The sequence below is a fragment of the Halalkalicoccus sp. NIPERK01 genome, from assembly GCF_030287405.1.
Lineage (GTDB): Archaea > Halobacteriota > Halobacteria > Halobacteriales > Halalkalicoccaceae > Halalkalicoccus.
In genome coordinates this window covers 385,033-398,390 of sequence record NZ_JASVVV010000002.1, presented here as the reverse complement: position 1 = coordinate 398,390, position 13,358 = coordinate 385,033, and the positions used below count along the sequence as shown (strand labels likewise).

Here is a 13,358-nt window from a genome sequence, read left to right as displayed (position 1 = left end):
TCAGAAAGCGACGCGGCTCAGTCGGCGGCGATGATGTCGTCGATGCGGACGATCATCGTCGCGGCCTCGGTGGCGCTCTCGACGGCCTCGCGCTTGACGGCGGCGGGGTCGAAAATGCCCTCCTCGATCGGGTCGCCGACCTCGCCGGTCTGGCCCTTCGAGATGATCCCTGCACTTCCGGTGGAATCGTACTCGGCGCGCAGGTCGACCAGCGCGTCGATCGGGTCCATGCCGGTGTTGCGCGCGAGGGTGCGGGGGAGGACCTCGACCGCGTCGGCAAAGGCCTCGACGGCGAGCTGTTTGCGCCCCGAAACCCCGGCGGCCTCGCTGCGCACGCGTTCGGCGATGGCGATCTCGGTCGCGCCCGCGCCGGGGACGATCCCGCCCGAATCGAGCGCGGCGGTCACGACGTCGATCGCGTCGGTGACGGCGCGTTCGAGTTCGTCGACGACGTGTTCGGTCCCGCCGCGGACGAACAGGGTGACGGCCTCGGCCTCGGCGCCGCCCTCGACGAACGCGAACTCGTCGTCGCCGTACTTCTCGACGGAGATCGACTCGGCGTAGCCGAAGTCGTCGGTGTCGAGGTCCTCGAGGGTGCCGATGCGTTTGGCGCCGACCGCGCGGGCGATGGCGCGGGCGTCCTTGTTGCCGACGTTCTCGAACGCGAGGATGCCGGCGTCGGCGAGCGCGCTCGCGACGCGGTCCTCGACGTCGTCGGTGACGAAAGCGACGTCGACGCCCGCCTCCGAGAGCGCCTCGGTGTAGCCCCGGAGTTCTCCCTCCTCGGCCTCGATCGCGGCGTTGAGCTGTTCGATGTCGGTGATGTTGTACTCGGCGTCGATGCTCGCCTCGCGTACGCCCAGTTCCATGTCGAGCACCGCCACGGTGGCGTCCTCGACCGAGCGGGGCATGTCGTCGTTCGCGGGCTCCTCGTCGACGATGACGCCCTCGACGAGCTTCGTCCCGCTCGAAGAGCCGCCGACCTGTGTCTGGACGCGGATCTCGTCGCGCGCGATCCCCTCGTCGGTCCGGACCCCCTCGATCGTCTCGACGACGAGTTCGGCGAGTCGCTCGGCGCTGACGTCGCCGGTGCCCTTGCCGGTCATGCTCGACTCGGCGACCGCCTTCAGGTGTTCCGCGTCGAGTTCCTCGTCGAGCGTCGCCTCGACGATCGCCTGCTGGGCGATCCCGGCGGCCTCGTGGTACCCCTCGACGATCGTCGTCGGGTGAACGTCGTCCTCCAGCAGGTCCTCCGCCTGCGCGAGCAGTTGTCCCGCCAACACGGCGGCCGTCGTCGTCCCGTCGCCGACCTCGTCCTCCTGGGTCTGGGCGACCTCGACGATCATCTGCGCGGCGGGGTGCTCGATGTCCATCTCGTTCAGGATGGTCGCCCCGTCGTTGGTGATGACGACCTCGCCCGAGTTGTCGACGAGCATCTTGTCCATCCCGCGGGGGCCGAGCGTCGTCCGGACGGCCTCCGCGACCGCCTTGCCCGCGGCGATGTTCGAGGACTGTGCGTCCCGTCCCTGCGTGCGGGAGCTGTCGTCGCTGAGGATGAAGATCGGCTGTCCGCCCATGCGTCGCTGTGATGCTTGTGACATAAGTGCTCAGATATGGGTCGTTAGCGGTTCTATATAAACTTTCCCGTTCCTTCCTCCTCTGCGATGCTGTAACAGTCCCGGCGAGTTACGGCTGCCCCGACGAGCGCGGGTCCGCCGACGTTCGAGCGTCGCAGGCTCTCACCGCCAGTCGTACCGTTCGACGGCCCGGTCCCGCCGGCCCGAGATCCCGTAGGGGTTCCGCCGTGGCGTCCGGTCGCTCACGCGCGCGATGAGGCCGTCCTTCAGCCCGATCAGCGTGTTCGTCGAGACGGCGCTCCCGCCGCCGATCCACGCCGTCGGCCTCACGCTTCCCCGAAGGACGCCGCGGGCCGAGGCCACCCCGTCGACGGCCGTGTGGCCGGCGAGCCGCCGGAGGACGGTGGGTCGAGGGCCGTAGTTCTTCGCCAGTCGGTAGGCGAGCGCCCGGTACTTGAGCCCCCAGCGCTGGTGGGTCTCGCTGCTCACGAAACTGGTCGCCCGGTGGACGATCCGCGGGTCGCTGTCGTCGCCACCGTCGGTCTCGATCCCCTCGCGGACGCCCATCCCCGCCTGCCAGCTCACTCCCCTGCCCTGCCCTGCGAGCCGGTGGGCCAGATCGCGCGCTCCACCCGTTTCGAGGTACTCGTCGAACCCGTTGAGGTCGTCGATCGCCTCGCGGGTCAGCGCGACGTTCCCGCCGTTGAAGTACGTGACCTCCCGACCGGCGATGGTCCGTCGTTCGCGCGCCTCGGTCGTGATCCCGCCGCGAACCGGGCGGTGGGTCGGCCCGGTGACGGCGTCCGCCTCGCCGACCCCCGACTCGATCGCCGCCGCCCAGCCGTCCTCGATCCGGTGGGCCTGATCGAGCAGCGCCACCACCTCGCCGCTGGCGACCTCGAGGCCGGCGTTCCGCGCGACGTTGATGTTCCTGTCGGCGATCTCCACGAGCACGTCCACGTCGGGGCGTTCGTGGAGCATCCCGCTGGTTCCGTCCGTCGAAGGCCCGTTGACGACGACCGTCTCCGCGGTCGGCAGGCGCTCGCGGAGCGCGTCGAGACAGCCCACGAGCTGTCGCCGACCGTTCAGTGTCGGGACCACGACGGAGAACTCCATATCACCGGATACCGCACCCGAACACTAAAAATACAGTGGACCGATACCCGCCACTCGATCGCTAGTTGACACGAGCGTTCCAGTACGAGACCGACGCGAAGTCGTCGCCGACCTCCGTGTGTCGGAGGCCGGACTCGATCCGGTAGAGGCCGTCCGCGAGCGCGCGCGGGATCGCCCGGTACAACCCATAGGGAAGCAGGAAGTCGTGGCTCGAATCGGCCAGGTCGTACCCGGTTCGGTCGAGCATCGCGCGGACGTCGTCGTCGGCGTAGAGTCGCGATCCCATCGGCAACAGCCAGTTGTAGATCGAGCGCGTGCTCGGCGTGTTGAACGTATCGAACACCAATCGCCCGTTCGTCACCCGGCGGATCTCCCGCAGGTAGCGATCCGGGTTGGGGATGAGGTGGAAAAAGCGCATCGCCAGCACCGCGTCGAAGTGATCGTCCGGAAACGGCAGGCGGGCGGCGTCGCCGCGGACGAACTCGACGCGCTCGGAGAGGCCCGCCCCGCGGGCCTTCTCGCGGCCCTGTGACAGCATCGCGTCCGAGATGTCGAGGCCGACGACGTTGGCGCCGCGCGCGGCGAGCATCACGGAAAACCGGCCGGTTCCGCAGGCGATCTCGAGGACGTTCTTCCCCTTCAGATCCCCGAGCGCGGCGCTGACCGCCTCCTTCTCCCGGCGGTCGATCAGCCGGCCGCCGCGGGAGAACCGTTTGTCCTCGTACTCCTCGGCGACCTCGGTCGTCTGGTACCACTCCTTGCCCTTCACACCCCCACATACTCCGGTCGGGGAATAAAGTCCTACTGGATCACTGGCCCGTGACCACCCGGTCGGGCCGGATCTCGATCACGACGCGCTCGCCCCCCTCCTCGCCGTGGTAGGGGTACTCCTCGACGTCCATGTACCGCCGGGCCAGCGAGTCGATGTGATCGACCGCCCCCTCCTCCGTGATCGCCTCGACCTCCCCCCGGATCGAGACGAACCGATAGGGGTCGTCGGGGTCGGCGATCGACACGCCGACCTTCGGATCGCGACTCACGTTTCGCTCCTTCTGACGACCCCGCGCCGTGTTGATCAGGACGTGCTCGCCGTCGTAGTCGACCCACACCGGCGTCACCTGCGGCGTGCCGTCCTCCATCAGCGTCGCGAAGTGGGCGAACGTGCGCCGCTCGAACAGGTCCTCGTACTCCTCGGGTATCTTCTCCATGTCGCCCGTTCGTCGGGCGGCCGGAAAGCCGTTCCTCAGTGTGACAATTATACACCTTACTGTGTATATATTGTTTTCACACACATATAGCCAACGTTTACCACAACCGACTCGGGAGGGGTAGTATGAGCACACGTGTCGACAGTCCGGGTGGGTCCGAGGGCGTCCTCTCGGAGGACGAGTACAGGGAACGGCTGATCGAACTGCCTCCGAGCGCGAAACTCGTCGCGAAGGTCCTCGAGACCGACGCCCCGCTCTCGCAGGGGCGACTCGCCGAGGAGTCGCTGCTGCCCGACCGGACCGTCCGCTACGCGCTGAACCGCCTCGAAGAGGTCGGACTCGTCGGCTCGCGGTACAGTTTCCGCGACGCCAGAAAGCAGGTCTACTTCCTCCGCCGGTAGCTTCTCGATTCGGGGCGGCCAACCCTCCCCATGGACATCGACCGGTTCTCGGTCCCGACGCCCACGCGCGCGCCGACCGGGACGACCAACGCCTATCGCGTGGGCGACCTCCTGATCGACCCCGCGACGCGCACCGACGCCCTCGACGCCGCCGCCCAGTCGGCGAGTCACGTCGCCGTCACGCACACCCATCCCGACCACGTCGGCGCGCTCGCCCACTACGCCGACTCCCGGACGGTGTGGGCGCTGTCGGGCCACGCCGAGCGATTCGAGGAGGTCACCGGCGTTTCGCCCGACGAGACCCTCTCGGAGGGCGACCGTCTCGCCGGGCTGACGGTCCTCGAGACGCCGGGTCACGCGCCCGATCACGTCGCCTTCTCGACCGGACGGGGCGTCCTCTGTGGCGATCTGGCGATGGCCGAGGGCAGCGTCTTCGTCGGCGGCGCGGGCGCGGACGTGGCGACGTACCTCGACTCGCTACGCAGGGTCCGAGACCTCGATCCCGTGGTCCTCTATCCGGGCCACGGCGAGGTGATCGACGCGCCGACGAAACGCCTCGACTGGCTGATCGACCACCGGCTGGAACGCGAACGCCGGGTCCTGCGGGCGGTCGAAGCGGGCAACGAAACGATAGCGGCGATCCGCGACGCGGCCTACGAGAGGGACCTCGCGGGGGTCGAGGACCTCGCGGCGCTGACCGTCGAGGCTCATTTGAAAAAGCTCGCGAACGAGGACGAGATCGAGTGGGACGGCGAGCGCGCCCGGGCCTGACGACGGTCTTTTGGCCCGCGGGGCCCTCGTCGAACCATGGAGTCGCTCGAAGCCGAACTCGAACGCGCCCGCGCCCTCGACACCGACGACGTGGCCGACGCCGTCGAGTCGATCGGCTTCGAGTGCACCCGGTGTGGGGCCTGCTGTACGAGCGAGGCCGACGAGTCCCACACCGCGACCGTCTTCCCCGACGAGGTCCGGGAGCTACAGGGGGCGACCGGGGACGATCGGACGTGGAACGACGTCGCCCGACCGATGCCCTACGGTCTGGACGAGGGCGAGGGCCAGACCTTCGAGTGGGCGCTCCAGACCGACGGCTGTGGGGACTGTACCTTCTATGCCGAGGACGAGGCGGGCGTGGGTGCCTGTACCGTCCACGAGGACCGCCCGCTGATCTGTCGGACCTACCCCTTCAGCGTGGCGCTCGGCGGGACGAGCCAGCCGATGGGCGAGGCGGTCGATTCGGAGGGGATGGTTCGCGCCCACGAGTGCGAGGGGCTCGGGCGGGAGATCTCGCGTGAGGACGCCGAGGCGTTGGCGGGGGCGCTCAAGGAGCGCGCGATCCGGGAACTCGAGGAGGCCATCGGGGTGCGCGAGAACTATCGGCCCGCCGAGGGGTCGACGGTGGTCCACGACTCGGAGGGGCCCAAACGCCCCGACGGTCGCGAAATCGGCGACACTACTAATAGGGGCGACACCCACGAGTAGCGTGGAGGTCTCCATGCAAATCTCTGATAAACTCCTGTGTCTGTTCAACGCGGAACTCACCGAGAGCGACGGCGAGTACGTCGTTCGGATCCCCGAGAGCGAGGTCGAGACCGGGTCGATCGAACCCGGCGACACCTACCGCGTCGCGCTCATCTCCCGCGAGGCGGGCGCGTCCGAGGAGGACGACGCCTCCACGAAACGCCGCCCCTCGACCGAGCCCCAACCGCCGGTCGAGCAGGGCGAGATCCGCTACGTCGAGATCGAGGACATCGGCAAGCAGGGCGACGGGATCGCCCGCGTCGAGCGGGGGTACGTCATCATCGTCCCCGGTGCCGAGATCGGCGAGCAGGTGAAAGTCGAGATCAGCGAGGTCAAGTCCAACTTCGCGGTCGGCGAGATCATCGAGGAGTCGATCTAACCCCCGCTCCCGTCGCCGCGAACCGCCTTCGAGGACCCGCACCGCCCCCGCGATCACACGATCCCATACACGGCCCCCCGACCGTCGTCCCCGCGGTCGCGGGTACCCGCGCGACCGGCCGTTTCTCCGGCAACCCCGCCGCGTTCCGAAAGGGTTGCCCCCCGCCCGCGCCTCCGTCGAGACGGTGTCACGGAGCCGGCTGTTCGCGTCGTTGTGTTCGATGGCGTTCCTCGTCAACCTCGTGCGCGTGGTCTACGCGCCGCTCGTCGAGCCGCTGCAGGCGGCCTTTTCCGTGGGTCCGGGAACCATCGGGCTGGTCGTCACCCTCGTCTGGACCGGTAGCGCCCTCCCCAGGATCCCGATCGGCTACCTCCTCACGGTCGTCCCCCGCCACCGGGTCGTGCTCCTGGCGGGCGCGACCCTGACCGGGTCGTCCCTGCTCGCGACGTTCGCGAACTCGGTGGTGACGCTCGCGCTGGGCGCGTTCCTGATCGGGACGGCCACGAGCGGGTACTTCGTCGCCGCCAACCCGCTGATCAGCGAACTCTACTCGGGACAGGTCGGCCGGATGCTCGGGATCCACGGCACCGCGACCCAGCTCGCGGCTGTCGTCGCCGCGCCCCTCGTGACGCTCGCCCTGTTCGTCTCGTGGCGGCTGGTGTTCGCCCTCGTCGGCGTCGCGGCGCTCGTCTCGACGCTCGTGCTGTACCGGACCGCCAAGCGAACGACGTTCCCGGCCGCCAGCGGCGTCGACCGCGACTTCCTCGGCGCGATCAGGGGCGAGTGGCGCCTCATCGCCCTCGGGGTCGCGGTCTTCGGGACGGCGAGTTTCCTCTGGCAGGGGCTGTTCAACTTCTACCCCTCCTACATGGAGGCCGCCCGCGGGTTCGACCCCGGAGCGGCGCGGAACCTGCTGACGGTCGCCTTCGCCGCCGGCGTGCCCGCCTTCTGGATCAGCGGGCGGCTGGTCGACCGCCTGCCGACCGTCCCCTACCTGCTCGCGGTCATCGCGGCGTTCGCCGCGGGCGTCCTCCTGTTGACCGTCACCACCGGCCTGCTCGGGATCGTCGTCCTGAGCGCGGTCGTCGGCTACGCCGTCCACAGCATGTTCCCCGCGGCCGACACGTTCCTGCTGTCGTCGTTTCCCGACGAGCACCGCGGCGGGGCCTACGCCACCTTCAGCGGCGGGATGATGTTCGGACAGGCGCTGGGGAGCTGGTTCGTCGGCGAACTCGTCGAGGCCGGCGTCGCCTACGACACGGTGTTTCAGGCGCTCGCGCTCGTGGTCGTGGCCGTCGTGGGCGCGTTCGCCCTCCTGCGGACCGCGGGCCGGTTGCCGGCGGCCGCGAGCGCGTAACGGCCCGCTTTTACCCGCTCGCCCGAAGGGAGGGACGATGGAGTACGTCCAGGAGCAGGTTGCGACGCTCCACGACCTGACGGGCCAGGTCCCCGACGCGCCCACGGATCGCGCCGCCGTGGTCGTCCCGATGACCGACCGCGAGTACGCCGGCCTGGCCCCCGAGCGAACCCTCGAGACGCTCGAACGCGTCGACCCCGCCCGCGTGATCGTCCCGCTTCGCGCGCCTGCCGACCGCGTCGGGGCGTTCGCCGAGTGGCTCTCGGGGTTCGACCTCCCGCTCACCCCGCTCTGGTGTAACGCGCCGGCGGTCGAGGACCTCCTCGCCGACCGCGGCATCGAGGGACCCGCGGGCAAGGGACGGGACGTCTGGTTGGGCCTCGGGCTGGCCGCCCGCGAGGAGTTCGTCGCGCTCCACGACGCCGACGTGAAGAGCTACGACGCGGCCCACGTCCCGCGGCTGGTGGCCCCCCTCGCGGAGTTCGACTTCTCGAAGGGCTACTACGCCCGCGTCGAGAACGACCGCCTCTACGGGCGGCTGTTCAGGCTGTTTTACGAGCCGCTGGTCGCGGCGCTCGGAGAGCGCCACCCGGAGCCGATCCTCGAGTATCTCGGCGCGTTTCGCTACGCGCTGGCCGGCGAGATGGGCTTCACCTCGCGGGTCGCCCGCGAGGTCCGCCCCGAACCCGCCTGGGGGCTCGAGACCGGCCTGCTGGGCGAGGCGTTCGGGGCCGCCGGCTTTTCGGGTACCGTCCAGGTCGACCTGGGCGTCCACGAACACGACCACCGGGCGGTGAGCGGCGAGACCGGCCTCGTCGGCATGAGCGGGCACGTCGCGAGCGCGCTGTTTCGCGCGCTCGCCGACAGGGGGATCGTCCCCGAGTTCGACACGCTCCCCGAGCGCTACCGCGAGGTCGCCGAGCGGTTCCTCGCGGGCTACGCCGCCGACGCCGCGTTCAACGGGCTGGCGTACGATCGGGAGGAAGAACGCTCGCAGGTCGACGCCTACGCCGAGGCGATCGCTCCCGCCGAGGGCGACGACCGCCTCCCCGCGTGGGCCGGGGTGGACCTCGCACCCGGGGCTGTGGCGGACGCGAGCGAACGGGCGCTCGACGCGCTCTGATACCGTCGGCCGTACCTCTGTACGTAGGACTCCGACGATCCGACCGGTCCCGGCGGTGTCTCGGCCACTCGTTCCCGGCGGTGGGTACGTCCGTACGGCCGACGGTACGATCCTTACCGGCGCTCGCGCCCGAGGCGGTCGGCCATCCGCTCGACGCTCGAATCGAGGCGCGGGTCACGCGCGAGTCGCCACTCGCCCGCCTCGTGGGCGACCCGTCCCGCCCCCTTCAGCTCCTCGAGACGCGCCTCGACGGCGGCGGGGTCGGCGTCGAGGGCGTGGGCGATCCGTTCGCCCGTCGCCGGGTCGGCCTCGCGGACCGCTTCGAGGAGCGCGGTGTCGTCCATACCGGGGGAAGGGTGGCCGTCGGGAAAGCCGTTGTGTCGAGGGGTTCTTCCCCCCGCCCGCCCGATGGGGGACCATGCTCACGGACGACGAACTCGCGGGGATCTGCGACCTGTTCGGCGCGCTCACGCGCGAGGAACTGGCGTGGGCGCGATCCGAACTCGCCTTCCGTCAGGACGAGGAGACAGGCCCCAACGAGCGGATCGATGAGGCCATCGACGCCTACGCGCTGGTCGAACACGAGGGTCTGATCCTGGCGGGCCCCGCCGCGTTCCCGACGCTCCCCGAGGGCGCGGGCGACCTGCCGCACATCCTCGACGTGCCAGAACGCGAGGTGGACCGGGAGGCGGCGGGCGAGGCGGTCCTCGACTCGTTGCGAGCGGAGGACGACCCCGCACTGGCGCGCGAGGTGAGCTACGACGTGGAGGCGTGGGCCCCGGTCGACGCGAGCGGGGTGCGCGACGGCGAGCAAGAACGGCTATAGTGCCGGAGCCGATAGATCCACCAATGGACCTCAGTTGGGTCGCCGGTCGGGAGCCCCGCCGGGTCACGGACGAGCGGCGCGAGGCGGCGGTGATCGTTCCCGTCGTCCACCGGGCGGGCGAGCCCCACCTGCTCTTTACGAAGCGGGCCGACGACCTCTCGGACCACCCCGGCCAGATGAGCTTTCCCGGCGGCGGGCGCGAGACCCACGACGAGAGCATCTACGCGACCGCGCTGCGGGAGGCCCGCGAGGAGATCGGCCTCCGGGAGGAGGAGGTCGATCTCGTGGGCCAACTCGACGACATCCGCACGGTCACCGAGTTCTCGGTCACGCCGTTCGTCGTGGAGATCCCCGACCGGGTCTACGAGCCGAACGACCGCGAGGTCGCCGAGATTGCCGTCCTCCCGGTCGCGGGACTCACCGACGAGACGAACCACGAACTCGAACACCGCGAGCACCCCTACTACGGCGAGATCGTCATCCACTACTTCCACGTCGACGGCTACACCGTCTGGGGCGCGACGGGGCGGATCGTGGTCCAACTGCTCGAACTCACCACGGAGTGGCGCGCGCCCGCACGCCTTGATCCCGAGTCCTACGGGTAGGCCGAACGACACGCTTTTGCGCCCGACCCTCCCTACGAGGGGTATGACCGCACAGACGCTATGGGGACTCGCGGACCGGTCTGCGGGGGATCGCGTTCCGGGCCGACGGTGACCGGCGCTTCGGAGGAAACGATGCTGGCCGGTGAGCGGGCGCGCTCGACGGGGCTGGACGCCGCCGCGCTCAAACCCGCCGAGTGTGACGTCTCCCGCGGTGTGGACCTCCCGTTCGAGACGGTCGTGATCGACTACGAGGGGCGGCGGCACCTCCCCGAGCGCGGGGCGCTCGAAGCGCTCGCCGCCGAGAAGGAGGTCTACCTCACGACGCCCGTCCGGGCCGACGGCTTCGACCCGCTGGGCGACGACTCGCTGCTCGCGGCGCTCCCCGGGGGGGTTCGGCGAGTGCTCGTCGCGGGTCACAGCGCCTACCTCGGCGAGAAGGAACGGGAAAAGGCGCTCGCGCCGCGCCTGGGTGCGGCCGCGGAGGGCGCGCCGGGGGCGTGGGTCGGCACCGAGGGGGTCGAACGCCTCGCGCTGGCGACCGGCGCGCCCCAGTTCGAACTGCTGGGTCGCTCGACGCCGCGGGACCTGCGCGCGCTCCGGGCGGCGGGCTTCTCGGGCGAGATCGCCGTCTACGCGCCGACGGTGTTGACCGAGGACCCCGATGCGGTGCTCGACGCGCTCGGGGCGTACGTCGCCCGCAGGCGGCCCGTCGCGAGCGCGCTGCCCGAGGGCGCACCGACCGACTCGTCGGCGACCGACCGCGCCCGCGAGGTGCTGCTGGCCGCGAGCGGCGACTTCGCGCTCGTGGGCGCTCCCGAGGGGGTCCGCCGACAGGTCGCGGCGCTCCGGGAGGCCGGCGCGGACACGGTCGTCGGCTACCCCGCCCGCGGCATCGAGTCGTTTCTAAGGTGAGGACCGCCACGGCTATGGCGTCCGGGCCGGTTCGCCCGTCCATGACGCGGGAGATCGGGATCGTCGGCGGCGGGGCGGTCGGCCTCACGGCCGCCTCCGACCTCGCTGCGGCCGGCGAGGACGTGACCCTCTTCGAGCGCGACGCGCTCGCCGCGGGGAGCACGGGCCGGGCGGCGGGCGTGCTCTACGACGCCTACGCCGGGGAGATCGACGCGCGGATCGGCCGGCGCTCGATCGAGCGCTTTCGGGAACTCTCGGGCGACGGCGAGTTCGAGTTCCACGAGACCCCCTACGTCTGGTTCGCCCACGAGGACGACGACCGCCGGGGCGACGCGATCCGCGAGCAGGTCGCGGGGATGAAGCGCCACGGAATCGACGCCGAACTCCTCGCTCCGGAGGACCTCGCCGACCTCGCGCCCGCGCTCGACACCGACGACGCGGGCGTGGCCGCCCTCGCGCGGAACGCGGGCTGGACCGACCCCGCGACCTACGCGGAGGTGATGGCCGAGAGGGCGCGCGCGGCGGGCGTCGACATCAGGACGCACACGCCCGTCTCGCTCGCGGAGGGGGGCGTCCTCGCCGACGGCGAGCGCGAGGCGTTCGACGTAATGATCGTCGCGGCGGGCGCACACACGAAGCGAATCCTCGAGGAAGCGGGCCGCTCGATCGCCATGAAACCCTACCGGGTGCAGGCGCTCGTCCTCGACGCCGCTCTCGAGACGCCGATGGGATACGACGCGAGCGCCGGCTTCTACTTCCGGCCCCACCCGGACGGGCTGCTCGTGGGAGACGGTACCGAGGAGGTCGAGAGCGACCCCGAGGGATGGAACCGGGAGGCCGACGGGGCGTTCGTCGCGTCCGCGCTCGAACGGACGAGCGAGCGGTTCGGCCTCCCGGAACCGACAGTCGAGCGGGCGTGGGCGGGGCTCTGTACCGCGACGCCCGACGGCGATCCGCTTCTGGGCTGGCTCGCGGATGGGCTGTACGTCGCGACCGGCTGGCAGGGCCACGGGTTCATGCGCGCGCCGGCGCTCGGCGAGCGGATCGCACGAGAGGTGCGCGGCGAACCGGGAATAGGGGCGTTCGACCCGACGCGATTCACGGGCGAGGAGGAGTTCCCGATCGTCGAGGGACTGGCGCTCTAATCGGAGGTGTCGCCCGTCGTGTCGTCCGCATCCGTCGGGTCGGCGTCCTCGATCGTGACGGTCGTCGCGCCCTCCTCGTCGCTCTTGGGGACGTGGACCTGCAGCGTGCCGTCGTCCTTGAGCGTGGCCGTCGCGGCCTCGGCGTCGACCACCGCGCGTTCGGGCAGTCGGACGTGGCCGTCGAGCGAGAGGCCGCGTCCGGGCAGGCGCATCTCGAAGCCCTCGTGGAACTCGCGGAACCGTTCGAGGCGGACGCGGACCTCGCCGTCGACGAACCGGACCTGCACGTCGCCGCCCGAGACGCCCGGCGCGTCGAAGACCGCGAGGTAGGCGTCGTCGCTCTCGAGTAAGTCGACCGCGAGCGGGCGTGACTCCTGGACGCGGCTCGCGACCCGGCCGACGCTTTCTGCGACCCGGTTGCCGACCGACTTCCCGATCTCCCAGACCTTCATGGTCACAGTTCGACGGCCTCGAGGCAGTCGACGCCCCCACAGTAGGGACACTGAAAGTCCTCGACGCCGACGTCGTCGGGCATGTCGTAGGTGTAGTGGAGTTCGAACATGTCGAGTTCGCAGTCGTCGTCCGTACAGACGACTTCGAGGGTCGCGGGCATGCGATGGTGTAAGCCCGCCGCGGTTATCAATGCCGTGGGTGAGTTCTAAGTGCGCGCCCGCCGACCAGCCCCTATGAGAGTCGGCGTCATCTCCGATACTCACGACAACGTCGCGGCGATCGAGCGCGCGACCGACCTGTTCCGAGAGGAGGGGATCGGGACCCTGATCCACTGTGGCGACTTCATCGCCCCGCCGGTGCTCCCCTTCTTCGAGGGCTTTTCGGTCCACGGCGTGCTCGGCAACAACGACGGCGAGGTCGAGGGTCTCGAGGCGGGCTTCGAGGAGATCGACGGCGAACTCCACGGTCGCTTCGCCGACCTCGAACTCGGCGGGGCGCGCTTCGCCGTGCTCCACGGGGAGTCGAAGGAGGAGGTCGCGGGCTACGCAGAGGCGGGCGAGTACGACTACGTCTGTTACGGCCACCACCACGAACGCGAGGAACGGGCTGTCGACGGGACTCTGGTAGTGAACCCCGGCGCACACTTCCCGACGGTCCCCGAGGAACACCGGACGGTGGCGGTCGTCGACACCGAGAACGACGAGATCGAGTTCCACCGGGTATAACGGCTTTTGTCGT

18 protein-coding genes are annotated in these 13,358 nt (G+C 70.3%); 11 read left to right on the top strand and 7 right to left on the bottom strand.

The window, feature by feature from the left end; translation table 11 throughout:
* Positions 1–17: 17 nt before the first annotated feature.
* The 4 genes from thsA to QRT08_RS08140 form a co-directional block, all read right to left on the bottom strand.
* The gene (gene thsA / locus QRT08_RS08155) at positions 18–1,577 is read right to left on the bottom strand and encodes a thermosome subunit alpha (protein ID WP_286045444.1); all 1,560 of its coding nucleotides are present in this window, start codon (positions 1,575–1,577) and stop codon (positions 18–20) included.
* Between the two features lie 162 nt (positions 1,578–1,739).
* Positions 1,740–2,693: a glycosyltransferase family 2 protein gene (locus tag QRT08_RS08150; protein WP_286045443.1), complete on the bottom strand. Its 954-nt coding sequence runs from the start codon at positions 2,691–2,693 to the stop codon at positions 1,740–1,742.
* A 61-nt stretch (positions 2,694–2,754) separates the two neighbouring features.
* Complete coding sequence (locus QRT08_RS08145) at positions 2,755–3,462, bottom strand: class I SAM-dependent methyltransferase (protein ID WP_286045442.1); 708 nt, start codon at positions 3,460–3,462, stop codon at positions 2,755–2,757.
* Between the two features lie 40 nt (positions 3,463–3,502).
* Complete coding sequence (locus QRT08_RS08140) at positions 3,503–3,901, bottom strand: PPOX class F420-dependent oxidoreductase (RefSeq protein ID WP_286045441.1); 399 nt, start codon at positions 3,899–3,901, stop codon at positions 3,503–3,505.
* 125 nt (positions 3,902–4,026) lie between these two features.
* Here QRT08_RS08140 and QRT08_RS08135 point away from each other — a divergent pair, with 125 nt between their 5' ends.
* The 6 genes from QRT08_RS08135 (at position 4,027) to QRT08_RS08110 (ending at position 8,679) form a co-directional block, all read left to right on the top strand.
* On the top strand, positions 4,027–4,302 hold the full coding sequence (locus QRT08_RS08135) for a MarR family transcriptional regulator (protein WP_286045440.1): 276 nt from the start codon (positions 4,027–4,029) through the stop codon (positions 4,300–4,302).
* Between the two features lie 30 nt (positions 4,303–4,332).
* Positions 4,333–5,073, top strand: a complete 741-nt coding sequence (locus QRT08_RS08130) for an MBL fold metallo-hydrolase (protein WP_286045439.1) — start codon at positions 4,333–4,335, stop codon at positions 5,071–5,073.
* Between the two features lie 36 nt (positions 5,074–5,109).
* A complete protein-coding gene (locus tag QRT08_RS08125; protein ID WP_286045438.1) occupies positions 5,110–5,781 on the top strand; it encodes a YkgJ family cysteine cluster protein in 672 nt (223 codons plus the stop codon).
* Positions 5,782–5,794: 13 nt separating this feature from the next.
* Positions 5,795–6,199 carry a TRAM domain-containing protein gene (locus QRT08_RS08120; protein ID WP_286045437.1) on the top strand — a complete coding sequence of 135 codons (405 nt, stop codon included), beginning with the start codon at positions 5,795–5,797 and terminating at the stop codon, positions 6,197–6,199.
* Positions 6,200–6,383: 184 nt separating this feature from the next.
* Positions 6,384–7,556, top strand: coding sequence for an MFS transporter (locus QRT08_RS08115; RefSeq protein ID WP_286045436.1), 1,173 nt, complete (start codon positions 6,384–6,386; stop codon positions 7,554–7,556).
* A 37-nt stretch (positions 7,557–7,593) separates the two neighbouring features.
* Positions 7,594–8,679 (top strand): glycosyltransferase family protein, encoded by a 1,086-nt coding sequence (locus QRT08_RS08110; protein ID WP_286045435.1) that lies wholly within the window; start codon positions 7,594–7,596, stop codon positions 8,677–8,679.
* 113 nt (positions 8,680–8,792) lie between these two features.
* Here QRT08_RS08110 and QRT08_RS08105 read toward each other — a convergent pair whose 3' ends face one another.
* Positions 8,793–9,023, bottom strand: coding sequence for a hypothetical protein (locus QRT08_RS08105; protein ID WP_286045434.1), 231 nt, complete (start codon positions 9,021–9,023; stop codon positions 8,793–8,795).
* Positions 9,024–9,097: 74 nt separating this feature from the next.
* Between QRT08_RS08105 and QRT08_RS08100 the strand changes: the two genes are divergently transcribed.
* The 4 genes from QRT08_RS08100 (at position 9,098) to QRT08_RS08085 (ending at position 12,167) form a co-directional block, all read left to right on the top strand.
* Positions 9,098–9,505 (top strand): DUF7109 family protein, encoded by a 408-nt coding sequence (locus tag QRT08_RS08100; RefSeq protein ID WP_286045433.1) that lies wholly within the window; start codon positions 9,098–9,100, stop codon positions 9,503–9,505.
* 23 nt (positions 9,506–9,528) lie between these two features.
* Positions 9,529–10,110: an NUDIX hydrolase gene (locus tag QRT08_RS08095; protein ID WP_286045432.1), complete on the top strand. Its 582-nt coding sequence runs from the start codon at positions 9,529–9,531 to the stop codon at positions 10,108–10,110.
* A 132-nt stretch (positions 10,111–10,242) separates the two neighbouring features.
* The gene (locus QRT08_RS08090; protein WP_286045431.1) at positions 10,243–11,022 is read left to right on the top strand and encodes a DUF7388 family protein; all 780 of its coding nucleotides are present in this window, start codon (positions 10,243–10,245) and stop codon (positions 11,020–11,022) included.
* A gap of 41 nt (positions 11,023–11,063) precedes the next feature.
* Positions 11,064–12,167: an NAD(P)/FAD-dependent oxidoreductase gene (locus QRT08_RS08085; RefSeq protein WP_286045430.1), complete on the top strand. Its 1,104-nt coding sequence runs from the start codon at positions 11,064–11,066 to the stop codon at positions 12,165–12,167.
* On the opposite strand, the gene QRT08_RS08080 is transcribed toward QRT08_RS08085, so the two are convergent.
* On the bottom strand, positions 12,164–12,619 hold the full coding sequence (locus QRT08_RS08080) for an Hsp20/alpha crystallin family protein (RefSeq protein WP_286045429.1): 456 nt from the start codon (positions 12,617–12,619) through the stop codon (positions 12,164–12,166). The two genes, QRT08_RS08085 and QRT08_RS08080, sit on opposite strands and share 4 nt — an antisense overlap.
* 2 nt (positions 12,620–12,621) lie before the next feature.
* Complete coding sequence (locus tag QRT08_RS08075) at positions 12,622–12,780, bottom strand: DUF7559 family protein (RefSeq protein WP_286045428.1); 159 nt, start codon at positions 12,778–12,780, stop codon at positions 12,622–12,624.
* A 73-nt stretch (positions 12,781–12,853) separates the two neighbouring features.
* Here QRT08_RS08075 and QRT08_RS08070 point away from each other — a divergent pair, with 73 nt between their 5' ends.
* Entirely contained in the window at positions 12,854–13,345 is a 492-nt protein-coding gene (locus QRT08_RS08070) for a metallophosphoesterase (RefSeq protein ID WP_286045427.1), read from the top strand.
* The last annotated feature ends 13 nt before the right edge of the window (positions 13,346–13,358 follow it).